Source organism: Wenzhouxiangella marina (assembly GCF_001187785.1).
GTDB lineage: Bacteria > Pseudomonadota > Gammaproteobacteria > Xanthomonadales > Wenzhouxiangellaceae > Wenzhouxiangella > Wenzhouxiangella marina.
Genome location: NZ_CP012154.1, coordinates 1827622 through 1852150 on the forward strand (window position 1 = coordinate 1827622; position 24529 = coordinate 1852150).

The 24529-nt window shown below is 65.2% G+C and carries 14 protein-coding genes; 7 read left to right on the forward strand and 7 right to left on the reverse strand.

Annotated elements, in window-relative coordinates:
• The first annotated feature begins 10 nt into the window (after positions 1 to 10).
• From WM2015_RS07665 to gyrA, 5 genes are all read left to right on the forward strand, one after another.
• Entirely contained in the window at positions 11 to 736 is a 726-nt protein-coding gene (locus WM2015_RS07665) for a cysteine peptidase family C39 domain-containing protein (protein ID WP_049727015.1), read from the forward strand.
• Positions 724 to 2187, forward strand: coding sequence for a RimK family protein (locus WM2015_RS07670; RefSeq protein ID WP_049725489.1), 1464 nt, complete (start codon positions 724 to 726; stop codon positions 2185 to 2187). Before WM2015_RS07665 ends, WM2015_RS07670 begins: the two co-directional genes overlap by 13 nt.
• A 59-nt stretch (positions 2188 to 2246) precedes the next feature.
• Positions 2247 to 3494 (forward strand): carboxylate-amine ligase, encoded by a 1248-nt coding sequence (locus tag WM2015_RS07675; RefSeq protein WP_049725490.1) that lies wholly within the window; start codon positions 2247 to 2249, stop codon positions 3492 to 3494.
• The gene (locus tag WM2015_RS07680; protein ID WP_082169554.1) at positions 3461 to 4156 is read left to right on the forward strand and encodes an N-formylglutamate amidohydrolase; all 696 of its coding nucleotides are present in this window, start codon (positions 3461 to 3463) and stop codon (positions 4154 to 4156) included. Before WM2015_RS07675 ends, WM2015_RS07680 begins: the two co-directional genes overlap by 34 nt.
• 186 nt (positions 4157 to 4342) lie before the next feature.
• Positions 4343 to 6928, forward strand: a complete 2586-nt coding sequence (gyrA, locus tag WM2015_RS07685) for a DNA gyrase subunit A (RefSeq protein ID WP_049725492.1) — start codon at positions 4343 to 4345, stop codon at positions 6926 to 6928.
• Positions 6929 to 7705: 777 nt separating this feature from the next.
• Here gyrA and WM2015_RS07690 read toward each other — a convergent pair.
• Together WM2015_RS07690 and WM2015_RS07695 are read right to left on the reverse strand one after the other, a co-directional pair.
• The gene (locus WM2015_RS07690; RefSeq protein WP_049725493.1) at positions 7706 to 10159 is read right to left on the reverse strand and encodes a M14 family zinc carboxypeptidase; all 2454 of its coding nucleotides are present in this window, start codon (positions 10157 to 10159) and stop codon (positions 7706 to 7708) included.
• 73 nt (positions 10160 to 10232) lie between these two features.
• On the reverse strand, positions 10233 to 13952 hold the full coding sequence (locus WM2015_RS07695; RefSeq protein WP_049725494.1) for a S8 family serine peptidase: 3720 nt from the start codon (positions 13950 to 13952) through the stop codon (positions 10233 to 10235).
• Between the two features lie 307 nt (positions 13953 to 14259).
• On the opposite strand from WM2015_RS07695, the gene WM2015_RS07700 reads away from it, so the two are divergent.
• Positions 14260 to 17535 carry a S41 family peptidase gene (locus tag WM2015_RS07700; RefSeq protein ID WP_049725495.1) on the forward strand — a complete coding sequence of 1092 codons (3276 nt, stop codon included), beginning with the start codon at positions 14260 to 14262 and terminating at the stop codon, positions 17533 to 17535.
• 493 nt (positions 17536 to 18028) lie between these two features.
• On the opposite strand, the gene gcvP is transcribed toward WM2015_RS07700, so the two are convergent.
• The 5 genes from gcvP to WM2015_RS07725 are packed head-to-tail and all read right to left on the reverse strand — an operon-like array spanning position 18029 to position 24219.
• Positions 18029 to 20938, reverse strand: coding sequence for an aminomethyl-transferring glycine dehydrogenase (gene gcvP, locus WM2015_RS07705; RefSeq protein ID WP_049725496.1), 2910 nt, complete (start codon positions 20936 to 20938; stop codon positions 18029 to 18031).
• A 32-nt stretch (positions 20939 to 20970) separates the two neighbouring features.
• Positions 20971 to 21843, reverse strand: a complete 873-nt coding sequence (gene cyoE, locus WM2015_RS07710; RefSeq protein WP_049725497.1) for a heme o synthase — start codon at positions 21841 to 21843, stop codon at positions 20971 to 20973.
• Positions 21840 to 22841 carry a COX15/CtaA family protein gene (locus WM2015_RS07715; protein ID WP_049725498.1) on the reverse strand — a complete coding sequence of 334 codons (1002 nt, stop codon included), beginning with the start codon at positions 22839 to 22841 and terminating at the stop codon, positions 21840 to 21842. The genes cyoE and WM2015_RS07715 overlap by 4 nt, the downstream gene beginning before the upstream one ends.
• Positions 22842 to 22848: 7 nt before the next feature.
• Positions 22849 to 23421, reverse strand: coding sequence for a hypothetical protein (locus tag WM2015_RS07720; RefSeq protein WP_049725499.1), 573 nt, complete (start codon positions 23419 to 23421; stop codon positions 22849 to 22851).
• Positions 23422 to 23472: 51 nt separating this feature from the next.
• Positions 23473 to 24219, reverse strand: a complete 747-nt coding sequence (locus tag WM2015_RS07725) for an SURF1 family protein (RefSeq protein WP_156200993.1) — start codon at positions 24217 to 24219, stop codon at positions 23473 to 23475.
• A gap of 45 nt (positions 24220 to 24264) precedes the next feature.
• Here WM2015_RS07725 and WM2015_RS07730 point away from each other — a divergent pair, with 45 nt between their 5' ends.
• Entirely contained in the window at positions 24265 to 24501 is a 237-nt protein-coding gene (locus WM2015_RS07730; protein ID WP_049725501.1) for a DUF2909 domain-containing protein, read from the forward strand.
• The last annotated feature ends 28 nt before the right edge of the window (positions 24502 to 24529 follow it).

Here is a 24529-nt window from a genome sequence, read left to right on the forward strand (position 1 = left end):
CAAGCGCACCATGAGTGCCAATTCTGCGGGCCCAGCACGGCCGCAAGCCATACCGATCGAAGCGCAGCCCGACTCCACGACCTGCGGGCCGACCTGCCTGCACGCGCTCTACCGTCATTACGGGGTCGAGCTTCCTCTGGAGCAGATCATCGACGAGATCCAGCGCCTGGATCATGGCGGCACTCTCGATGTCTTCCTCGCCAACCATGCCCTGGCCCGGGGCTTCCAGGCTCGACTGTACACCTACAATCTGCAGGTCTTCGATCCGACCTGGTTCGCCGCTGACGAGGTCGATCTGGCCGACAAGCTGGCTGCCCAGTGTCGCCTGAAGCGAAGGGAACGACTGAAGACCGCCACCACCGGCTACCTGGAGTATCTGGCAGGCGGGGGGACGATACTTTTCGAGGATCTGAGCCGACGCCTGCTCAGAACGCTGCTGGAACGAGGCGAACCGATCCTGACCGGTCTGAGCGCGACGTATCTGTATCGCTCCGCGCGCGAATTCGGCCCCGATGATGCCGATGACGACCTGCGCGGTGAGCCGGTCGGACATTTCGTCCTGCTCACCGGCTATGACCGGCATCGCCGGCAGGTCCTGATCAGCGATCCGACGCATCCCAATCCGCGTGGGACACGTCACTACCGCGTCCACATCGATCGCGTCATCGGCGCGATCCTGCTGGGTGCGCTGACCTACGATGCCAACCTGTTGATCCTCACACCATGCGCCAACTAGTCGTCGTCAGCCGCCTGGAAGACTGGCCGCTGGATCTGCCTGGAGTGGAAACGCTCACCGCCCGGGATTATCTGACCGATCCGAGCTGGTCGAAGCTCCGCTCGGCACGGGTCTACAACCTGTGCCGCAGCTACCGCTACCAGGCCAATGGCTACTATGTCTCCCTGCTGGCCTCGGCCCGAGGGCACAAGCCGCTGCCGTCGATCGGTACCGTCCAGGACCTGCGCAGCCCCGACGTCATCCGCCTGGGCTCGGGCGAACTCAGCCGTCTGATCGAGCACAGTCTCAAGCCGATCCAGTCCGAGCACTTCGTGTTGAGCCTGTACTTCGGCCGCAATCTGGCACGCCGCCATGACGCCCTGGCCCGTGCCTTGTTCAATCTGTTTCCGGCACCGCTGCTGCGCGCCGAGTTCCAGCGCCTAGCCGAGGGCTGGGTGCTGCGTCGCCTGGCGCCGATGGCCTTTGCCGAGGTGCCCGAGGCACACCGTGATTTTCTCATCGAGGCGGCCCAGCGCTATTTCTCGGGGCAGCGACCACGCAGCGCGGCTCGTCGCGCCGGGCGCTTCGACCTGGCCATGCTGGTCAACCCCCGGGAATCGGACCCGCCGTCGGATGAAGCCGCCCTGAAGCGCTTCGAGCAGGCGGGTGAAGCCCTGGGCTTCAACGTCGAGCGCATCGGCCCGGACGAGATCGGCCGCCTGGCGGAATTCGATGCCCTGTTCATTCGCGAAACCACGGCCGTGAATCACCACACCTTCCGCTTTGCCCGGCGCGCCGCCGCCGAAGGTCTGGTGGTCGTGGACGATCCGGAGTCGATCCTCAAATGCACCAACAAGGTCTATCTGGCCGAGCTGCTGCAGCGCCACGAGATCGCGGCGCCGAAAACGATGCTGGTCCACAAGGACAATGCCGATCGGATCGAGCGGGAGCTGGGCCTGCCCGTGGTGCTCAAGCAGCCGGACAGCGCATTTTCCCTGGGGGTGGTCAAGGTCCACGAGGCCGAGGAGCTCAAGGTCCGCGTGGCCGAGCTGCTCAAGCACTCCGATCTGATCGTCGCACAGGAGTACCTGCCCACGCCCTTCGATTGGCGCGTCGGGGTGATGGATGGACGGGCGCTCTACGTCTGCCGATACCACATGGCCCGCGGCCACTGGCAGATCATCCACCGGGAAGGCGAGGGCAAGCGCGAAGGCGCCGCGGACTCGCTCAGCGTGGGCGAGGCGCCAGAAGCCGTGGTGCAGACTGCGGTCCGGGCGGCAGGTCTGATCGGCCAGGGTCTGTATGGCGTCGACCTGAAGGAGGTCGACGGACGGGTTCTGGTGATCGAGATCAACGACAACCCGTCGATCGACGCCGGTGTGGAGGATGCCGTGCTGAAACGCGCGCTCTACCGCGAGATTCTCGGTGTGATCTACAAGCGCGTCACCCAGAGAAAGCTCGGTTCGGACTGATCCGCGCACTTTCGACATCGCCCTGTCCAGACGCTTCTTCTTCGCCTAGAGACTCTCTCATGCCGACACTCAGCACCCCGGATCAAATCGTCCATCTGCACGCTTTTGCAGGTTACGGCATCGAACTCGAGTACATGATCGTCGATCGAGAGACTCTGAGCGTCCGGCCGCTGGCAGAAACCCTGCTCGTCGACGCCGACGGTCAGGTGGTCAACGAGGTCGATCACGGCGCCCTGGCCTGGTCGAACGAGCTGGTCGCTCACGTCGTCGAACTGAAGACCAACGGACCGGCGCCGACACTGGTCGGCCTGGCGGAGCGCTTCCACGGCGACCTGATCCGGATCAATGAGCGACTGGCGGAAGAAGGCGCGCAGCTGCTGCCCACGGCCATGCATCCCTTGTTCGATCCAAGCCGGGAAACGCGACTCTGGCCCTACGGTCAGACCGAGATCTACCAGACCTACGATCGGATCTTCGGCTGCAGGGGGCACGGCTGGTCGAACCTGCAGTCCATGCACATCAATCTGCCCTTCGCCGACGATGAGGAATTCCGACGTCTGCACGCCGCCATTCGCGTGGTGCTCCCCTTGATCCCGGCACTGGCGGCTTCTTCGCCCTACGAAGAAGGCAGAGCTTCGGCCTGGCTGGATGGACGCCTTCGCTACTATCGGGACAATCAGCGTCGGGTGCCGAGCATTTCGGGACCCGTGGTTCCGGAGCCGGTGGGGGGCATTGCCGACTATCACCAGCGCATCCTCAAACCCATGTATCAGGCCATTGCGCCACTGGACCCGGACGAAGTGCTGCGGGACGACTGGCTCAATTCTCGGGGTGCGATTGCCCGCTTCGAGCGCCAGACGATCGAGATTCGGACCATCGATCTGCAGGAGTGTCCGCGGGCCGATCTGGCCATCGCCGAAGTCGTGACCGCCCTGGTGCGAGCCTTCTACGAGGAGCGCCTGGCCTCCTTCGAGGCCCAGCAAGCCACGCCGACGGGGGTGCTTGCCGCCCTGATGTGGCAGGCAGCTGCGCAGGGCAGTGCAACCGCCCTGGGGGCGGCGAGTCTGCAACGCCTCTACGGAATCGATCACAGTGGCTCCCTGCAGTCGGTCTGGCTGGAGCTGCTGTCTCGCCTGGACGGTCTGTCCGAGACCGCGGCTCGGACGATCGAGATGCTGCTCGTAAGAGGCCCCCTGGCGGCGGCCCTTCGCACCCGCCTGGGCGAGGCGCCGGAGCGCGCGGCGATCGTGGAGACCTACCAGGAGCTGGCTCGATGCCTGCGCGACCAACGTCTGTTCATGCCCTGATCACCGCGGAGCATGCCAGTCGAGCGGTGCCGGACGACTGGCAGGACGTGCTTCCGCTGACCGATCCGATGTTGGACAGCCACCGCGCCTGGGATCCCGGGACCGCCGCCTTCGCCGAAGGCCTTGCCGAACGTCTCGGTGCGCCCCTGCTGGAGGGGCGAGTCAGTCGGCTGCTGGTGGATCTGAACCGCTCCGAGGGCCATCCAGCGCTGTTCAGTGACTACACTCGAGGTCTGGATGCGGAGCGCAAGCAGATGCTCCTCCATCGTTATCATCGGCCGCACTGGCGCGCCTTTCGCGAGGCCATCGAAGCGCGGGCACGCTGCCGCCATCTGGCCTGTCACAGTTTCGCGCCGGTGTTGAACGGGCGCGTTCGAAGCACGGACGTCGCGCTGCTCTTCGACCCGCGACGGCCCGCCGAAGCGCGGTGGAGTCGCGACCTGATCCTCCGATTGCGACAGGCCTTCCCCGATTGGCGAGTGCATGCCAACCAGCCCTATCGGGGTACCTCGAACGGACTGGGTCAGCAGCACCGATTCATGTTTACGGAGGACCGCCTGCTGACCGTCGAACTGGAGATCAACCAGGCCCGGATCGCCGGGGAGGCCTGGCCGGAGCAGCAGGCACGCATGGTCGAAATCCTGGCCGACTCGATGCGTTGATCCGACCGCCCGCGACCGGCTTCGGGGAGTCATCCTCAGGGGGCGCCAAGCCCCTGAATGTGTTATCATTTCGCGCTTGTTTTGGCGTCTTTCCAAAGGCTCGGCGCATGGCATTTTCGCGCCGAAAAAATGCTTTTGAAACAGACGCTTGATAACGCAACCTGACAAGACCTAGGAAGTTCCCGAATGGCCGAACTGGCACGCGAAGTACTGCAGGTCAACCTCGAAGACGAAATGCGGCAGAGTTACCTCGATTACGCGATGAGCGTGATCGTGGGTCGAGCCCTGCCGGACGTGCGCGACGGGCTCAAGCCGGTGCACCGTCGCGTGCTCTATGCGATGCACGAACTGGGCAACGACTACAACAAGGCCTACAAGAAATCGGCCCGCGTGGTCGGTGACGTCATCGGTAAGTACCATCCGCACGGCGACACGGCCGTCTACGACACGATCGTGCGCATGGCTCAGCCCTTTTCGCTGCGCTACATGCTCGTCGACGGGCAGGGGAACTTCGGCTCGGTGGACGGCGATTCGCCGGCGGCCATGCGTTACACGGAGGTGCGCATGGCGCGCCTGGCGCACGAGATCCTGGCCGACATCGACAAGGAAACGGTCAATTTCGTGCCCAACTACGACGAGTCGGAGCACGAGCCGACCGTCATGCCGACCCGGGTGCCGAACCTGCTGGTCAACGGTTCGGCGGGGATCGCCGTCGGCATGGCCACGAACATTCCGCCGCATAATCTGAATGAGGTCGTCAGCGCCTTGCTGGCGATGATCGACGACCCCGAGCTCGACATCGACGGCATCATGGAATTCCTGCCGGGGCCGGATTTCCCGACGGCTGCCATCATCAACGGCGCCGACGGCATCGACCAGGCCTATCGCACGGGCCGTGGCCGCATTTACCTGCGCGCACGCTCGCACGTCGAAACCGATGACGACACGGGCCGTTCGCGCATCGTGGTCACGGAGCTGCCCTTCCAGGTCAACAAGGCGCGCCTGCTCGAGAAGATCGCCGAGCTGGTCAAGCTGAAGAAGCTCGAAGGCATTTCCGAGCTGCGGGACGAGTCCGACAAGGACGGCATGCGCATGGTCATCGAGATCAAGCGCGGCGAGGTCCCCGAGGTGCTGCTGAACAATCTGTATCAGCAGACCCAGCTGCAGACCGTGTTCGGGATCAACATGGTGGCGCTGGTGGACAACCAGCCGAAGGTCCTAAATATCAGAGAGATCCTGCAGGCCTTCCTGTCGCATCGCCGCGAAGTGGTCACCCGCCGGACCCTGTTCGAGCTGCGCAAGGCGCGTGATCGTGCTCACATCCTCGAAGGCCTGACCGTTGCCCTGGCCAACCTGGACGAGGTCATCGAGCTGATCAAGCAGTCGCCGACGCCGGCGCAGGCCCGCGAGGCCCTGCAGGGACGGCGCTGGGACGCGGGTCTGGTCAAGGCCCTGCTGGGCCAGGCGGGCTCCGAGCTGTCCCGTCCGGAAGCACTGCTGCCCGAATACGGCCTGCACGAGGACGGCGATTACCAGCTCTCCCCGGCCCAGGCCCAGGCGATCCTCGATCTGCGTCTGCAGAAGCTGACCGGTCTGGAGCAGGAAAAGCTGGCCGAGGAATATCAGGAAATTCTCGGCCAGATCAAGGAACTGATGCGCATCCTCTCCGAGCCGGACGCCCTGATGCAGGTCATCCGTGACGAGCTCGAAGCGCTCAAGGACCAGTACGGGGACGAGCGCCGCTCGGAGATCGTTCGCGACCATCTGAATCTGACCATGGAAGACCTGATCACGCCCGAAGACGTGGTCGTGACCCTGTCCCATGCCGGCTACGCCAAGTACCAGCCCCTGGACCGCTATCGGGCCCAGAAGCGCGGCGGGCGAGGCCGCTCGGCGACGAAGACCAAGGACGAGGATTTCGTCGAACGCTTCTGGGTCACCAACACCCACGACACCCTGCTGGTCTTCACCAGCGCGGGCAAGGTCTACAAGACCAAGGTCTACGAGCTGCCGCAGGCCGGCCACAACAGCCGCGGGCGACCGATGGTCAATCTGCTCCCGCTGGATGAGGGTGAGCGGATCAACGCCGTGCTGCCGACGCGCGAATTCCCCGAGGACTGGTTCGTGTTCTTCGCCACGCGCGCCGGCCGGGTCAAGAAGACGCCGCTGTCCGATTTCGCCAATATCCGGGCCAACGGCATCTGGGCCGTGCTGCTCGAGGAAGGTGATGAACTGGTCGACGTGGCCTTCACCGATGGCAAGCGCGACATTCTGCTGTTCTCCTCGGCGGGCAAGACGATTCGCTTCCACGAAGACGACGTTCGCCCGATGGGTCGCCAGACCCGCGGCGTGGTCGGCATCCGCCTCAAGGATGATCAGCAGGTCGTCTCGATGCTGGTCACGAACGACGCCGATGACGAAGGCGAGGGCGATGTGCTGCTGGCCACGGCCAATGGCTACGGCAAGCGTACGGCCCTGCAGGAGTTCCCGGTCTACAAGCGCAGCGGACAGGGCGTGATCGGCATCCAGGTGTCCGAGCGCAACGGTGCTCTGGTGGCGGCCCTGTCGGTCAATGACGACGACGATGTCATGCTGACCTCCAACGCCGGCACCCTGGTCCGGACTTCGGCGCACGAGATCTCCCGCCTCGGCCGCAACACCCAGGGCGTGACCCTGATCCGCCTCGGCAAGGACGAGCAGGTCATCGGCATGGCCCGCGTCGCCGCCTCGGAAGACGACGAAGAAGAGGGCGACATCGCCGAGGACGAATGATCCTCGGCGGTCGCCAATCGCCTTGGCGGAGATTTCTGCGACATGGTCCGTCGGGGATATGACCCCGACCTACACGTGGCCCGATCGAAGCTCGCCGTAGGTCGGCCCCACGTGGCCGACGGTCCATGTCGCAGGGATCTCCGTCAATCCGACAACGAGAGGGTGGATTGCCCTTCAGAAACCCGTCACATGATACGTAGGTCGGCCCCACGTGGCCGACGGACCATGTCGCAGGCATCTCCGTCAATCCGACAAAGAGATGATGAGTCCCCCGCCAGGAACCCGACGCACGCATGCCGCAGGCACCGCCGGCAACTCGATGATGAACACCGCAGTCCATCGAATCCCGACAACACCCAAAAGCATCGCTTGTAGGATGGGGAGCGACGACGGCGGCATGCGTGCGTCGGGTTTTCCATGGCAGTTGCGGCATTGCGCCGTGGGGTTCGTGGAGATTACGGATGCATGGACCGTCGGGCGCGTGGGCCCGACCTACGCGAGCTAGCGGGGACATAGGCTTACCGCTCATCGTCGCGTTGACGGAGAAGGCTGCGACATGGACCGTCGGGCGCACGCGCGGTCGGTCTACGCCGCGGCGCTTCTGGCCTTTGGCCAACCGCACCGCGCCTTCAACCTGCGCTGGCGCGACCTACGCGATGCCAAACCCGGGTGGGAGCTGGAAGCGAGAATACCGCAGGTCGGGCGCTGATCGAGCTATGACCATGGCGATAGCGTCAGGGGCACCCGAGAGGCCGGGTGCCCGTTCACATCGAAGATCTATTGCTCGAAGCGATCCTCGAACAGCGGGTCGGCGCTGCGGGTGGCGGTGACTTCGATCACGGCCAGGGGGAGCAGCGGGTCGTCCGTGCTGAGGCAGAGCAGGGCCTGGGCGTTGTCGCCGGGCATCAGGCTGCCATCGACTTCGATCTGGATAGGCAACGACTGACCCGCCGGCAGGCTGCCCGAGCTCGGGCTGATGCTGAGCCAGGCCACGCCCTGCGGGTCGACGCAGATCGGTGGCGCCTGCTTGTGCAGGGTGACCGTCACGTTCGACCAGGTCATGGCGTCGTTGTAGGTGTGCAGGAACTCGAAGGTCCAGTTGCCATCGTCGGCCACGCCTTCGGGGCCGAAGGGGAGCTCGTCGATGTGCGTACTGCTGTAGCTGCCGTCGCTATTGGATCCTGAGCCATCGAAGTCCCAGGGCGGGTTGCCCGTCTGGAAGCCGCCGACCGCATAGCTGCTGCCACCGGGTGCGGTGATCGTGAGCTGGAGATCGGAGGCCCAGGTCTGGTTGTTGCTGACTCCTGTGACGTCCCCGGAGAAGCTGAAGCCCACCACCGAGCCGACCGTGCTCACGCCTGCAGGCAGCACCTCGCTGTAGCTGCCATTACCCTGGATCACGAAATCGCTCAGGCTCAAGGTCTCGTCGAGCGCCGGATCGTAGCCTGACCCGCGCTGAGCGGGCAGGTCGCTGGCGATCGACCAGGCCAGGGCTCGGGAGGACCCGGAATTACTCAATTCGATCTGACCGAGACCCATACCCTGGCCGGGCACGGTGACCAGGAGCTGTCCGGGTGCCACGCTGGCCAGCTGCTCCTGGATCCAGACGGCTTCGAGCACGCCGGCCTGACCCGACGCGTCGGTGGCTTGAACGAACAGCAGGCGAGGCTGGCTGAGGTCCAGTCCCGGGATCGAAAGATCGCCGCTGAAGCTGACCGACGTCCCGCTGCCGTCCAGATTCAGGCTGTAGGTGGTTCCGGCGAGTGCCGGCGGCAGGTCCAGGCTGGCGGTCACGCTGCTGATGCTGGTGATCGGGTCGTTTGCCGGGCCTTCGCTGACGCCTCCGCGAGCGTAGCGCGTGTCATCGGCCAGGCCCTGGATGAGGAGCTGGCCCTGGCTGGCGTCGAAGACCGCTGTCAGATTCACCACGTCCGGCCCCGAGGGCGCGGCGTAGGGCCGTGCGGCGGCCTTGGCGTTGTAGATCAGAGAGGCCAGGATGTCGGCCCAGATGTCATTCTCGAAGCTCGAGCAGCTTTGCTGGAAACTGGTGCCGATTTCGTAGGTATAGGCGGCCACGCCGAGCATGCCATGGGCGTAGTCCGGCATCGTGCCGCCCGAGGAGTAGAGAATGTCGCGGCCGACCTGATAGTCGGTAAAGAAGCCCATCTTGCGGCCCAGCCAGGCGAGTTGCTCATGATTGGCCGCATGGTTGCTGGTGCCGCCGCCCCGACCTTCCCAGGGAAACAGGATCAGTTCGCTGTAGCTGTGCAGGGACAGGAAGATGCCTTCGGCGGTATCCGGGATCAGCGCATCGAAACCGGGATCGGCCGCGTTGTCGCGATAATCGGTGAACACCGTATCGAGATAGTCCTGGACGGCCTGAGTCTCGGGCTCGGAGCCGGCGCCGGGTCCCCGATAGGTCTCCGAGCACGAGTTGGTGTCGGAGAACTGGCCCCAGTAAACATTGCTGTTGCGGTTCAGATCCACGCCCACGGTGCCGCTGGGGCAGGCATTGGTGTTGGCGTTCTTGCGCCAGAAGGACTCGCCGCCCTCGACTTCTCGACGGCCATCCGGGTTGTGTTGGGCAATGATATGGATTTCGCGATGGTCGAGCAGCCAGGTGGCCGTGGCATCGTTGCCATAGCCATTGACCAGCCACTCGGCAAAGCGGGTGGCGGACTCGGCCGTGGTCAGTTCACGAGCGTGCTGGGCGGCCATGATGACCAGCGGTGCCTGTGGATGCGGGCTGGACTGATTGCCGATGACGAGCACGTTGATGTCATCACCGCCGGGCTGGCCATTGGCCTTGCGCCAGGTGTCACCGATGTCCTCCCAGCGCGCCAGGTTCGGATGAGCGCTGGCCAGGCCCGAGAGGGCGGCATTCGTTTCGTCGACGGTCCGATAGCAGGGAAAGCCCGGAACGCCACCGACGCCGCTGATTCGCCAGGCCTCGCGGTCGATGTCACGGAAGCGGATCAGGGCATCGGTCTTTTCCCGATCGATCTCGACACGGTAGCCGAGCGCCTGCACTTCGGCCAGGCCGCGTTGGGTGACGTAGAGATTGACATAGCCCTCGCGCCAGTTGATCCCCCAGAAGTCACCCAGGTAGCGAAGCCGGTTGTAGTCGGCCCGCGGCACATCGTAGATCTTGATGACCGTGGACTCGTTGGCCTGCAGCATCGAGCTCAGGGCCAGAACAAGGACGAGTGAAGCGATTCGAAGCATCGACATGGCAAATCCGGTTTGATCAGGGAGCGAGGGGACCCGGCCGAATCAACGACCGGGCCCCTCAGATGATCGAGCCTCAGGGAAGCAGCTCGAAGCGGTCCTCGAACACATCGTCCGTGTTCTCGGTGACCGTCAGATCGACCGGGATCGCCGTCATGTCGGCGTTCGGGTCGTTGCTGCTGACGCAGAGGTAGGCGGTGTAGCTGCCCGGCAACATGCCGCTGGCATCGACATCGACGCTGACCTGCTGGGTCTGTCCCTGTCCGACGCTTCCGGACTCGGGGGTGACCGACAGCCAGGACACGGCGTTCAGGGGGTCGACGCAGTAGGGCAGCGGTTCCTTGAGCAGCGTGACGGTCACGTTGCTCCAGTTCATGGTGCCGGCGCTGGCGCTGACCCAACCGTGGCGGAAGGTCAGGGTCCAGTCGCCTTCGTCGGTGGTGCCGGGATCGAAGGCGGCGGCATGGACGCTCGAATAGGTGCCGTCGTTGGCCGAGGCGCTGCCCTGGAAGTCCCAGGCATTGACTTCATTGCTGAAACCGCCGACATCGAAGATGTCGCCCTCGGGGCTGGTGATGACCATGCGCATGTCCGAGGCCCAGTCGCTGTTCCCGGTGATGCCGGAGACCGTGCCCTCGAAGGCGAAACCGAGCACCGTGCCCTGGGTCAGCACGCCGGCCGGGATGGTGAACTCTTCGACGTTGCCGCCACCGGCGTCACCCGTCAGGGAGAAGCTGCCGACGTTCAGCACCTCGTCCAGTGCCGGATCGATCACGCCGCGCGGTGCCAGGCCGGCCAGCTGATCGGTGGCCACGCTCCAGGTGAGGTTGCCGGTGCCGACATTGCCGATTTCGAGCGGGCTGCTGGCGGAATCACCGGAGGCCACGGTCATCCCGAACTGGCTGGCCGAGTAACTGGCCACGGGCTCGAGGCGGGTCGTGAAGGTGCGCGTCGGTGAGTAATTGGCATCGCCGCAGTTGTTGAGACCGGCGACGCGCCAGCTGTACTCGGTGCCCGTGTCGAGCTCGACGGGGATCTGGAAGCTGGTGCCGTTGACCTCCGTGTCGACGATCGCGGCCGGGATGCCGGTCGGGAAGACGACGAGCTGGTAGCTGGAGACGCCGGGAATCGGGTCCCAGCTCAAGGTCGGCTGCAGTTGGAGGTCTGTGGCGCCATCGATCGGTGCGATCTGGTTCGGTGCAGTGGCCAGGGGCTCGTCGATCACGATCGCCAGGTCCAGGCTCTGCTGGTCAAAGCCGTCATCGCCGTTCAGCGGGATGCTGCCGATGAAGGGGCTGGCCGAATCGTCGATGGTGACGGTCCAGGTCGAGACCCCCGGTGCGCTGACCGAGGCCGGGCTGAAGCCACTGGAGATGCCGCCCGGCAGGAGGCCGCTGGTCGACAGATCGACCGTGCCGCTGTAAGCGCCCAGGGTGCCGACATTGACGGTGAGCGGGAAGCTGATGTCATTGCCGGGTTCGGGGACGCAGGCGCCGATCGGCCCGCCCTGCAGGTCCAGGGTGAAGGTCGGGTCCCCGACGATGCAGTTGTAGCAGACCAGGGCGAAATCCTGGCTCGGTGCGCCCGGGTTGTAGGGGTTGAGCGCATCGCCGGCGAGGTTGGCCGCCGTGACCGTGACGTTAACGGCACCGCCGTGCTGGGCCGGGCTCAGGAAGACGCCTTCCAGGTTGTTGCGATCGTCGGCGCTGCCACCGGTGGCCGACCAGCCGTCCGCGCCGATGACGTTGCCGAGGAAGGTGCTGCCGCCGGTCTCGACGCTCAGGTCCAGATCGTTCACCCAGGCCGGCGTGGACCCCGCCAGCCCGGCACCCGGGGCGTCAGTCCAGGCCAGCATGATGCGGATCGGTTCGGCCGGATTGACGGCGTTCAGACCGATCATGTAGGCATCACCGGTGCTGTCGAAGACGGTTTCCTGGTCGCTCATGAAGACTTCGAGGCCGTGGTTCATGACCAGCTCGAGGTCGATGCGGCCGTAGCCCTGGAAACGGTCCGGACGATGGCCCATGGTGACGCCATCGGCGTTCGGTTCCCCTTCGAGGTTCTGGGCCGCCGCGGTGAACACCGCCTTGGTCAGGGCCGGAGAGGGTGGGTTGCCGGTCTCGGCGATGTACTTCTGGGACCAGATCGCCACGGCGCCCGAAACGATGGGGGAGGCCATCGAGGTGCCGCAGAAGTTCGCGGAATGGGATGTGTTGGAGGAATTGGTGGTGCTGTCCGTGTTGCAGCCCGGCGCCACGATGTCCGGTCGCCGGCGGCCGTCGCAGGCCGGGCCATGGGCCGAGTTCGTGGAAATACGGAAGATGTTGCTCAGCTGAGTGCCGTTGGTGGCCTGCAGCGCGGTCGAACCGACGGCGAACAGGTTCTTCGCTTCGTCGGGCGAGGCCAGGGAGCTCGGCGCACAGGCGCCGCCGCCATCACCGCCGCCGTTCATGATCGACCAGACCGGGAGGATGGTCTGGTATCCGGGCGTGTCCGGGTCGGCGTCACGAACGATGAAATCGATCTGCTGGGTCGGAATGTCGTAGCCCTGTGGGGTGGTCGTCGGCCCCCAGGAGTTGTTGGTCAGGAGGGCGCCGCTGCGGGCCGAGTCCTGATAGATGCTGAGCATGCCGTCGGCGACCATGCCGCCGGGGCCGGCTCCGAGGAAGGGGCCATACTCCTGCGTCACGATGCTTGCACCGGGGGCGACGCCCTGGCCACGCAGGAAGCCGTTGAGCAGGGTGCCGGTCGCGCCGGTGCCTGCAATGGCACCGGCCACGTGCGTGCCATGAGAATCCGATCCGGATGTGGTGCAACTGCCATTCGTGCCATCGCAGCTGACGATGCGATCGGCCAGGTCGACGTGGGTGGTCAGCACGCGACCGTCGACGACACCGACGATGATGCCCGTGCCATCGAAGCCCGTGTCGCCGAGCCAGGTCGCATAGCCGGGAAAGACCGTTTCCGAGCCATCGTAGTTGCCGACGACACTCTGGTTCGACATTTCCCCTCGCGGGCCGGCCTCGGGGCGGATGTACTGGATGGTGTAGACGCCCGGCCACTGGGCCAGTTCGTTGTAGCGGTCGCCGGGCAGATCGTCGATCTGGACGACGACGAAGTGCCGCCCCATCGGGGTGATGGCGCTGACCGAGCCGAGTTCACGCAGGCGAGCGATTCGATCGTCCAGGTCACCGTGGGCGCTGATCAGCATCATGGTCGGACGCGCCTCGTTGCTGAAGCTTCTCAGATGCGGCTGCACCTTCCAGCCGGCTTCCATCGGCTGTGACCAGCGGATGGCGGCATGCTCGTTGATGGTGCGCAGCTTGTCGGCGGAGGCCCAGACGAAATAGCTGAACGGATGCAGCGGTTGGACGATTTCGATGCCGTTCTGCCGGAGGCTCTCCAGCCACTCGGGACGGATCGGGCCCTTGAACTGGATGAAATGGAAGTCGCCAGCAGGATTCGCGGCCGGGAGGGTCATGCGGCTGCCTCGCTCGACCGGGTCGAAGTTTTCCTCTCCCAGAGTCACGAGAAAGGGATTCTCGGACACTTCGATGCGATGCCCGCGGCGCTCGAGTTCGGCAATGCTTGCCTCGTCCAGCTGGCCGAACACGATCGAGCCGTAGTCTTCGAGCTGACTGCTCTGGCGCAGTTGATCGAGCAGCAGGTCGCTGCCGGTCGGGTGGATTCGGACCCAGGGATCCTGAGCGAATACGGTGGCGGTCAGCAGGCCGAGGGCCAGCCCGCCAAGCAGGCGAAGCGCGCGATGGCGCGGAGCGATCGTCTTGTCAGTCATGGATTGTTCGAGTTCCGTCGTGGTTACCGTTGCAGCGCCCGGACGCCGATGACGAACCTCCACAACAACGGCCAGGCCGTTCCCCAATGCCGGAGGCGGGCGCCTGTCTGGCCCTCCGGCAGGTTCATCGCTGGCCCGAGTGGCGAGCCGACCCCGATATTAACCGATGGGTTTCTGCGATGCACCTCTCACTTTCCTCCACGGCCATGACTTCTGGCCCGCAACACTTGACGGTGCCTGACTTAAACTCACGGGGTTTGCCGCCACCGCAGCGGTGGTTCGTGTTCATGAGATCGAGAGGTTCGACATGCTTCAGTCCCAGTTTCTTCCGCGCCTGCTGGCCCTGACGGCCCTGCTGCTCGCAGCGTCGAGTGCAGCGGCCAATACCAAGCTGCTGCGCTTTCCCGATGTGCACGGCGATCGCGTCGTGTTCAGCTATGGCGGCGACCTGTGGGGCGCTCCGGTCCAGGGCGGGACCGCCTATCGCCTGACCAGCCACCCGGGCCTGGAGCTGTTCGCCAAGTTCTCCCCCGATGGCCGATGGATCGCCTTCACCGGTCAGTACGGTGGTGACGAGCAGGTCTACGTCATGCCCGCCAGCGGTGGCGAACCGCGTCAGCTGACCTGGTATCCGGCCACCGGTCCGCTGCCGGCGCGCTGGGGCTATGACCACCAGGTCTACGGCTGGACGCCGGATGGCTCGGCCGTGCTGTTCCGCTCCCAGCGCGATGCCTGGGGTTCCAGCTCGTCGACCCTCTACACCGTGCCCGTCGACGGCGGCCTGCCCGAAGCCATGCCGATGCCCGTGTCCGGTGCGGGCACCTTCACCGAGGATGGCTCGGCCGTGTTCTACTCGCCGCTGTTCCGGGACTTCCGCACCTGGAAGCGCTACGAAGGTGGCTGGGCGCAAGATCTGTGGCTGTTCGATCTCGAGGCAGGTCAGGCCCGCCAGCTGACCGATCACCCCCGCACCGACCGCGATCCGATGTGGATCGATGGCCAGGGTTATTTCGTGTCGGATCGGGACGGCAAGCTCAACCTGTACCGCGTCGACCCCGACGGCGGCGCGGTCGAGCAGTTGACCCGGCATTCCGAGTGGGACGTGCGCTGGGCCAGCTCGGACGAGCGCTCACGCATCATCTACGAGCTGGACGGCGAGCTGCGTCTCTACAACGTGCAGGACGGCAGTGACACGGCCATCGAGATCACGGTGCCGGACGATGGCGTCAACACTCGGCCGCGCTGGGTCGACGTGAGCGACCAGATCAATGGCGCGCATCTGAGCCCGACGGGCCAGCGCGTGCTGTTCGAAGCCCGCGGCAATCTGTTCAATGCTCCGGTCGGCGAGGGCGTGACCCGCAGCCTGACCGGGCGCTCGACCGCGCACGATCGCGAGGCGGCCTGGTTCCCGGACGGACAATCCATCGTCTTCGTCTCCGACATCAGCGGCGAAGAAGAACTCTACGTCGTCCCGGCCGATGGCAGCGAAGCGCCGCGCGCGCTGACTTCGGGTCACGAAACCCGGTTCTATCAGCCGATCGTTTCCCCGGATGGCGAGCACATCGCGGTCTCGGACAAGGAGGGTCGCATCTTCATCCTGCCCGCAGACGGGGACGGCGAGATGGTCGAGGTCGGCCGCGATCCGGGCTGGCGTAACCGCGACTACGTCTGGGCGCCGGCCGGCGACGTGCTTGCCTTCAGCCAGACCCAGGAATCGGGCATGCGGGCGATCTACCTGCACACCCTGAGCGATGGCGAGACCCGTCGGATCTCCGACGGCATGTTCTCCGAGTACCGACCGGCCTTCTCGCCGGACGGCCAGTACCTGTATTACCTGGGGGATCGCGAGTTCGCCCCGCAGATCTCGTCCATCGAATGGAACTTCGCCACCAACCGGACCACCGGCATCTTCGCCTTTGCGCTGAGCAGCGACGCGCCCAATCCCTTTGCACCGGAGGACGCCGAGGAACCCGGTGTGGTCGCCAACGGCAATGACAACGGCAACGGCGACGATGAAGAGAACGGTGACTCGGAGGCCACGCACATCGACTTCGACGGCCTGGCCCAACGCCTGATCCGGCTGCCGGTCGATGCGGGCAACTACTGGAGTCTGTCGGTCGTCGAGGGCGGCGTCCTGTTCATGGAAGGCAGTGCCTTCTACTATGGCCGCGCGCCGGAATCGCAGCCGAAGCTGCGCTTTTTCAAGTTCGAGGATCAGGAGGTCGTGGACTTCCCCAACGGTCGCCAGTTCACGGACCTCAGCCTGGACGGCAAGCGCCTGCTCGCCCGCCAGGGCAGCAACTGGCAGGTCCTGGACGTGGCCAAGGAAGGCCGAGATCCCGAAGCCGTCGCCACCAACGGCCTGCGCACGCGAATCGATCCGGTGGCCGAATGGGCCACCGCCTTCGACGAGGTCTGGCGCCGCTTCCGTGACTACTTCTATGTCCCGAACATGCACGGCTACGACTGGGAGGCCCTGCGTGAGCAGTACCGCCCCCTGCTGGCCCACGTGGCCCACCGTTCGGACCTGAACTACGTCATGGGTGAGATGATCGGCGAACTGAACATCTCCCACGCTTATGTCTCCGGCGGCGATGAAGGCCTGCCGGAGCGGCATCCCGTCGCGCTGCTGGGCGCGCGCTTCGAAGCCGATCGGGGCCGATACCGTATCAGTCGCATCCTGGAGGGACAGAACGACGAGCCGCGCTACCGCTCGCCGTTGACCGAAGCCGGAGTGAATATCGCCGTGGGCGACTACCTCATCGCGATCAATGGCCATGAAATCAGCGCCGAGGAGAACATCTACCAGCGTCTGATGCTGCCGCCGGGCGAGCCCGTGGCCCTGACCGTGTCGGAGCGCAGGGACGGTCGTGACGCCCGCACCGTGATGGTCAACCCGATCAACGACGAGACCTCGCTGTTCTATCTGGCCTGGGTGCTCGACAATCACCGCTACGTGAGCGAAGCCACCGACGGACGAGTCGGGTACCTGCACATCCCGGACATGGGCCCGGACGGCATTCGCGAGTTCATCAAGTGGTACTACGGCCAGATCCGCAAGCAGGGCCTGGTCATCGACGTGCGTTCCAACGGTGGCGGCAACGTGTCGCAGATGCTGATCGAGCGCCTGTCACGCCGGCCGCTGGCCCTGGGCTATGCCCGCACCAACCCGTACCCGAGCACCTATCCGAACGAGGCCTTCAACGGTCATCTCGTGGCCCTGCTGGACGAGAACTCGGCTTCCGATGGAGATATCTTCCCCTGGCAGTTCCGCAACGCCGGTCTCGGGCCGCTGATTGGTCAGAAGAGCTGGGGTGGCGTGGTCGGTATCACCAGCCATGGCCCGCTGATCGACGGTGGTTCGGTGAATGTGCCCGAGTTCGGCTTCTCCGACGTCAACGGCAACTGGGTGGTCGAAGGCGAGGGCGTCACCCCCGATATCGAAGTCGAGAACGACCCGGCCAGCGTCATCGCCGGTCGCGACCCGCAGCTCGAGCGGGCGATCCAGGAAGTCATGCAGAAGATCGAGAGCGATCCGCCGCGCTTCCCGGCCCGCCCGGCGCCGCCGGTCAAGACGGACTGATCCACGGATCGAAGGTTTCGATCAGTCCGCTTGACGGATTGGAACCACGAAGATCACGAAGGGCACGAAGAAGCGAACTGCTTTTTCGTGCCCTTCGTGTTTTCTGGAGCCAGGAAATGTGAATACCGATCGAGGGAGACGGCGGCTCCAACACCCCGTCGTATTAATGGCGACGCCCGCGAAATGGACCGTCGGGCGCGTGGGCCCGACCTACGCCGCGGCGCTTCTGGCCTGCCGCCAACCGCACCGAGCCTCCGACCTGCGCTGGCCTGACCTGCGCGGGGTTTCGATTATTCGCGGTGATGCTTGGAGGCAACCCGGCCCATCGGACGTCCGCGTGAATCCCGAGATCGCACCTACCGAACCGCAGCCCTGCGTAGGTCGGCCCCACGCGGCCGACGGACCATGTTGCAGATATCTCCGTCAATTCGACGGTGAGATGGTGAATCCCCCATCAGGAACCCGACGCGCGTCGGGTCCCCGCCGTTTCCCCTCAGCTCGCTTCCTGGTACGCCTCCAGCGGTGGGCAGGAGCAGACCAGGTTGCGGTCGCCGTAGACGTTGTCGACGCGGGCGACGCTGGCGAAGAACTTGCCCAGGCGCAGGGACGGCACCGGCCAGCCGGCGTCTTCGCGGCTGTAGGGGTGCGACCAGTCGTCGCTGGCCAGTTCCTGGATCGTGTGCGGGGCGTTCTTGAGGGGGTTGTCCTCGGCGTCCCATTCGCCCGAGCCGACCTTGTCGATCTCGCGGCGGATCTGGATCAGGGCGTCGATGAAGCGGTCCAGTTCGGCCAGGGACTCGCTTTCCGTCGGCTCGATCATCAGCGTGCCGGGCACGGGCCAGGACATGGTCGGGGCGTGGAAGCCGTAGTCGACGAGGCGCTTGGCGACGTCTTCCTCACTGATGCCCGTCGCGTCCTTGAAGGGGCGCAGATCGATGATGCATTCGTGTGCGATGCGATCGTTGCGGCCGGTGTAGAGGATGTCGTAATGGCCGGAGAGTCGACGCGCGATGTAGTTGGCGTTCAGGATCGCGACCTGGGTCGCCCGGCGCAGGCCGTCGCGACCCATCAGGCGGATATAGGCCCAGGAGATCGGCAGGATGCCGGCGCTGCCCCAGGGCGCGGCGGCCACGGCCGGGTTCGAGCCGGACTCGGGCCCGAGCAGGCCGGAGACGTGACCGGGCAGGAACTGGACCAGGTGCTCACGCACGCCGATCGGGCCGATGCCCGGGCCACCGCCGCCGTGCGGAATGCAGAAGGTCTTGTGCAGGTTCAGATGGCAGACGTCGGCGAAATCGGCCACTCGGGACCAGCCGACCAGCGCGTTCATGTTCGCGCCATCCAGATAGACCTGCCCACCCGCGGCGCGGACCTTGTTGCAGATCGTGACCACGTCTTCCTCGAACACTCCGTGAGTCGAGGGGTAGGTGATCATCAGGGCAGCCAGGTTGTCGCGGTGCTTTTCGATCTTGGCCTCGAGATCGTCGAGGTCGATGTTGCCTTTCGCATCGCAGCCGACGACGACGATGTCCATGCCCACCATCTGCGCGCTGGCCGGGTTGGTGCCGTGCGCCGACGAGGGGATCAGGCAGACCGTACGATGGGATTCGCCACGGCTGGCGTGGAAGGCCTTGATGGTCAGCAGACCGGCGTACTCGCCCTGCGATCCCGCGTTGGGCTGCAGGGAGATGCCGGCAAAGCCGGTCAGCTGGCCGAGCATCTCCTCGAGCTGGCCGATCAGGGTGTGGTAGCCACGCGCCTGGTCCCAGGGGCAGAAGGGATGCAGCTCGGCGAACTCGGGCCAGGTGACCGGAATCATCTCGGCCGTGGCGTTGAGCTTCATCGTGCACGAACCCAGCGGGATCATCGCGTGGGCGAGGCTCAAGTCCTTGTTTTCCAGGCGCTTCAGGTAGCGCAGCATCTCGGTCTCGGAGTGGTAGCGGCCGAAGACCTCGTGGGTCATGAAGTCCGAGGTCCGGCGGAGCTCGGCCGGGATGGCCTGGAAGTCCGAGTCCACGCGCGCATCGAGTTCGGCGACGTCGACCGCCTCGCCCGTCAGCAATTCGAGGAGCAGGCTGACGTGGCGCTTGCGGGTGCATTCGTTGACGCTGATGCCGATCAGGCCGTCCTGGTCGGCGCGCAGGTTCAGGCCCGCCTGCTGAGCGCGATGGAGCAGGGCCTGGCGCTGCGGTTCATCGACGCGCACGGACAGGGTGTCGAAGAAGGCGTCGTGGACCAGTTCGAAGCCGGCCGAGCGCAGGCCTTCGGCGATCAGGCAGGCATGGCGATGGATGCGACGAGCGATCTTGCGGATGCCATCGGGTCCGTGCCAGACACCGTAGAAACCGGCCATCACGGCCAGCAGGGCCTGCGCCGTGCAGATGTTGCTCATCGCCTTCTCGCGGCGGATGTGCTGCTCGCGGGTCTGCAGGGCCATGCGCAGGGCAGGGGCGCCGTGGCGATCGCGGGACACGCCGATGATGCGACCGGGCACGTTGCGCCGATAGTCTTCGCGGGTGGCGAGGAAGGCCGCGTGCGGCCCACCGTAGGCCATCGGCACGCCGAAACGCTGAGCCGAGCCGACGACCACGTCCGCGCCGGCTTCACCCGGTGGCTTGAGCAGGGCCAGGGACAGCAGATCGCAGGCGACCGCCGCCAGGGCACCCTGTTCGTGGGCGCGATCGATCACGGGTTGCAGGTCACGCAGCCCCCCGTCGCTGCCCGGATACTGGATCAGCAGGCCGAAGCAGTCCCCTTCGGCGAGCGACGACTCCAGATCGTCACAGATCTCGATCTCCAGGCCCAGGTGGACGGCGCGATTGGCGACCACGTCGATGGTCTGCGGCAGGCAGGCGGCATCGACCAGGAAACGATTGGACTTCGACTTGCGATTGACGCGCTTGAGCATGGCCATGGCTTCGGCGGCAGCCGTGGCCTCGTCGAGCAGGGAGGCGTTGGACAGTTCCATGCCGGTCAGGTCCATGACCATCTGCTGGAAATTCAGCATGCCTTCCAGGCGGCCCTGGGAAATCTCGGCCTGATAGGGCGTGTAGGCCGTGTACCAGCCGGGATTCTCCAGAACGTTGCGAAGAATGACCGGTGGCACCAGGGTCGGGTGATAGCCCAGGCCGATCATGCTGTGGCTCAGGCGGTTGCTGTCGGCGATCTCACGCAGTTCTTCGAGGACGCGCTCCTCGTTGTCGCAGGGCGCCATTTCCAGCGGCTGACCATCGAGGATGCTGCCCGGCATCGTCTCGGCCATCAGGGCATCGAGGGATTCACAGCCGATGGTCCCGAGCATCTTCGCGATGTCGGCCTCGCGCGGCCCGATATGGCGGGCGATGAATTCGTCGTGGGCTTCGAGCGCGTGCAGGGGCGAGGCGGGCGTCTTGGAATCGGACATGGTCGGTCTCGTGGTCTCGTGGTCGCGTGGGATCAGAGGTAGTGGTCGATCAACAGGAAGGCGAACAGGGCCATCAGATAGATCACCGAGTAGTTGAACATCTGCATGGCGAGTTGCTCGCTCTTCGGCCGGAGCATGGCCAGGGCGTAGCCCATGAAGCCGATATTGAGCACGATGGAGCCGGCCAGATAGACCGCTCCGCTCATGCCGGTCAGGTAGGGCAGCAGGGTGACCAGCACGAGGATGATGGAATAGAACAGGATCTGCAGTCGGGTAAACTCGACGCCGTGGGTCACCGGCAGCATCGGCACGTCGGCGGCTTCGTAGTCATGCCGGCGATAGATGGCCAGGGCCCAGAAATGCGGCGGCGTCCAGACGAACACGATCAGGAACAGGATCAGCGCATGCGCATGGATTTCGCCGGTCACGGCCGTCCAGCCGAGGATCGGTGGGGCGGCTCCGGCGGCACCACCGATCACGATGTTCTGCGGCGTGGCGTGCTTGAGATAGGCCGTGTAGATCACCGCGTAGCCGATCAGGCTGGCAAAGGTCAGCACCGCGGTCAGGACGTTGATGAAGGCGACCAGCAGTACCATCGACGCCACGGCCAGAGCGATGGCGAAGGCCAGCACCTGGCGCTCGTCCAGCTCGCCCCTGGGCAGCGGCCGGTTCCGGGTACGGGCCATGATCCGATCGGCCCGGGCATCGAGCAGATGGTTGATCGCGGCGGCACTGGCGGCCGCGAGGCCGATACCGAGATTGCCGATCAGCAGTGCATCGAGCGGAATCATGCCGGGCACGGACAGGGCCATGCCGACCAGGGCCGTGAACACGATCAGCGCCACCACGCGCAGCTTGCACAGCGCGAGGAAGTGGCCGAAACGCTGCGGCCAGGTGGCACTCATCGGTGACGCTCGACCGGGCGCGAAGTGTGGAACAGGATCGACACCATGGTGGCGAGCAGTAGCGCCGCCACGCCGTTATGCGCCACGGCCACGGCCAGCGGGAGCCCCGCAAGGATGTTGGCCAGGCCCAGGCTGATCTGAGTGACCAGCAGGGCCCCGAGGACACCGGCCCAACGGCCCATGCCCTCGGTGCGGGTCAGCAGCCACAGCAGCCAGCCGAACACGGCGATGACGACGAGCGCGCCAATGCGGTGGGCGACGTGGATCGCCATCCGTGAGGGCTGGTCGAGTACGCCACCCTCGTAGTCGACGCCGATGCCGCGCCAGATCGTGAAGCCCTCGGAATAGTTCTGCTCGGGCCACCACTGACCCATGCAGGTCGGGAAGTCCGGGCAGGCCAGGGCCGCGTAGTTGGTGCTGACCCAGCCGCCCAGCATGATCTGCATGATCAGCACGACCAGGGCGATGGTGACGGGTGCCCGAAGCCGCCGTTGGGGCAGGGTGGTCTGGACGGTCTTCGGCCGAGTTCGCCAGTACAACCAGCTGAGCAGGGTGAAGGTGAGCAGGCCACCGATCAGGTGCGAGAGCACGATGGCGGGTTTGAGCAGCAGGGTGACGGTCCACATGCCGAGGGCAGCCTGGAAGATGATCAGTCCGAGCAATGCGAAGGGCAGGGCGACCGGCTGTCCGGGTTCGCGCCGGCGACGCCAGGCGAAGATGGCGATGGCCAGAATCAGCAGGCCGAGGGCACCCGCGAAGTAGCGGTGGACCATTTCGCGAACGGCCTTGCCGGTTTCGACCGGGCGATGGGCCCAGCGCTCGTTGGCTTCGGCGATCGATTGCTCGGTCTTCGGCCAGGTCAGTTCGCCATAGCAACCCGGCCAGTCCGGGCAACCGAGACCGGCATCGGTCAGGCGCACCCAGGCGCCAAGGACGATCACGATCAGGGTCAGGCAAAGGGCGATCAGGACGAGTCGGTGGTAGGCACGTGCGCTCATGGTCGAATCAGTCTCGCTGGGTCCAGGTCAGCAGGCGATGGAGATCCCGTCGAATACCGTTCGGGTCGGCCTCGCCGGGGTAACGCATCATTATATTCCCCATGGGGTCGATGATGTAGCGAAGGGGGGCCGATTCGCTGCCAGGGAAGGCCTCGATCAATTCGGCGCCGGCCGCACCGTCGATGATCCGGAACTGCTCGGACAGAGCCAGGATTTCCGCGCGCCGGACCTCGTCGATCGGCTCGGCGCTGATCAGCAAAAGGCCGACTTCGGGGACGTGGCGGTCCTGAGCCATCCGGGTCTGACGCAACCAGTAGAGGTCCTCCATGCAGGCCTGATCGCAGGCGCTGCGGCGAACATGCGTCAGCTGCCAGAGATCGAGCAGATCGTCGCGGGCCACGACGGTCCCGTCGCTGCTCGTCCAGTCGTTCTCGGGCAGGGGCACGACGGGATCGACGAATTCGCCATGGTTGCGCGTGCCGCCGGGCTCCCAGTCGACCCAGCGGCTGTTGAGCAGGACGGCAATCACCACGGGAAGGGTGAACATGCCGAAGACGAGAAGAATGATCTTTCGATTCATGATGCTAGGGTCCGGTGGCGAATCAATGGGCTTCCAGGGTTTGCCTCGGGATCATCGGGATCCGGAAGCGCGCCTTGAATGAATCAGCTTGCGAAGGCTCAGGCCGAGCCAGAGCACGAGGATGGCGGCGGAAATGGCGGCCCACTGGAAGGCGTAGCCGCGGTGCTTCTCGGGCCCCATGTTGACACGAGGCCAGGGGTCGCCGCTCAGATGCGCCGGATCGCTCGGATCGAGCAGCAGAATACGATCCGACAGCTCGTCGCCGAAGACCTCGCGGACCCGATCCAGGTCCAGATAGGTGACCAGGGCGGGCCAGTCCTCGGGATCGAGGACGCGGGCCTCACCCAGGCGGAATCCGACCCTTGGTGGAGGTGCGACCCGGCCTTCGATGGTGACACGGTCCAGCGGCGTCTGGAATTCCGGGAAGGACCCTGCGTTCCGCTGCCAGGGCTGCCAGCCCCGGTTGACCAGGAAGGGAGGCGCGCCATCGTCCGGCTGAAACAGGCTGAACACGTGCACGCCTGGAAAATTGTTTCGAATCTGATTGTCCAATAACAGGTGTCGCTGCGGATCGAAACGGCCCTGGGCCCGGATGCTGCTCAGGCGGGGCAGCTCTGCGGGATCCCGCCCATCGAGTTCGCTGACGCCCGCTCGCTCCCATTCCGCCAGTAGTTGCGCTTTCTCCTCGGCACGGTCGAGCTGCCAGAACGCCAGACGGACCGTCAGGCTCAGCATGAGGATCGCGGCCAGATGCGGGATCACGGCGCGTAGGACGGAAAGGACTTTCGGGGTGCTCACTGGAGACCTTTATAATGGGCGGCCGTCAACTTCAGGTCGTCAGCCTTGCTCAGCAAAGTCATCATCATCGGAATCTTTCTTGCCATCCTCTACACGCTGGCGTCGAGCTTCTATTTTCTGGTCAACGATCAGGGCGAGGGCGATCGAGCCGTGCGACGGCTCAGCTGGCGAGTGGCATTGAGTCTGCTGTTGCTGGGTCTGCTATGGGGCGGCTTCAAGCTGGGCATCATCGAGCCGCAAGGCGTCAATCCCGTCCGCTACGAGCAAGCCAGCGGCGACTGAAGCAGTCGCCGCCCTTCCTGTTCGATCG

Coding starts and splice junctions, on each gene's coding strand:
- WM2015_RS07665 (WP_049727015.1), top strand. CDS start 11: ATGAGTGCCAATTCTGCGGGCCCAGCACGGCCGCAAGCCATACCGATC.
- WM2015_RS07670 (WP_049725489.1), top strand. CDS start 724: ATGCGCCAACTAGTCGTCGTCAGCCGCCTGGAAGACTGGCCGCTGGAT.
- WM2015_RS07675 (WP_049725490.1), top strand. CDS start 2,247: ATGCCGACACTCAGCACCCCGGATCAAATCGTCCATCTGCACGCTTTT.
- WM2015_RS07680 (WP_082169554.1), top strand. CDS start 3,461: ATGCCTGCGCGACCAACGTCTGTTCATGCCCTGATCACCGCGGAGCAT.
- gyrA (WP_049725492.1), top strand. CDS start 4,343: ATGGCCGAACTGGCACGCGAAGTACTGCAGGTCAACCTCGAAGACGAA.
- WM2015_RS07690 (WP_049725493.1), bottom strand. CDS start 10,159: ATGTCGATGCTTCGAATCGCTTCACTCGTCCTTGTTCTGGCCCTGAGC.
- WM2015_RS07695 (WP_049725494.1), bottom strand. CDS start 13,952: ATGACTGACAAGACGATCGCTCCGCGCCATCGCGCGCTTCGCCTGCTT.
- WM2015_RS07700 (WP_049725495.1), top strand. CDS start 14,260: ATGCTTCAGTCCCAGTTTCTTCCGCGCCTGCTGGCCCTGACGGCCCTG.
- gcvP (WP_049725496.1), bottom strand. CDS start 20,938: ATGTCCGATTCCAAGACGCCCGCCTCGCCCCTGCACGCGCTCGAAGCC.
- cyoE (WP_049725497.1), bottom strand. CDS start 21,843: ATGAGTGCCACCTGGCCGCAGCGTTTCGGCCACTTCCTCGCGCTGTGC.
- WM2015_RS07715 (WP_049725498.1), bottom strand. CDS start 22,841: ATGAGCGCACGTGCCTACCACCGACTCGTCCTGATCGCCCTTTGCCTG.
- WM2015_RS07720 (WP_049725499.1), bottom strand. CDS start 23,421: ATGAATCGAAAGATCATTCTTCTCGTCTTCGGCATGTTCACCCTTCCC.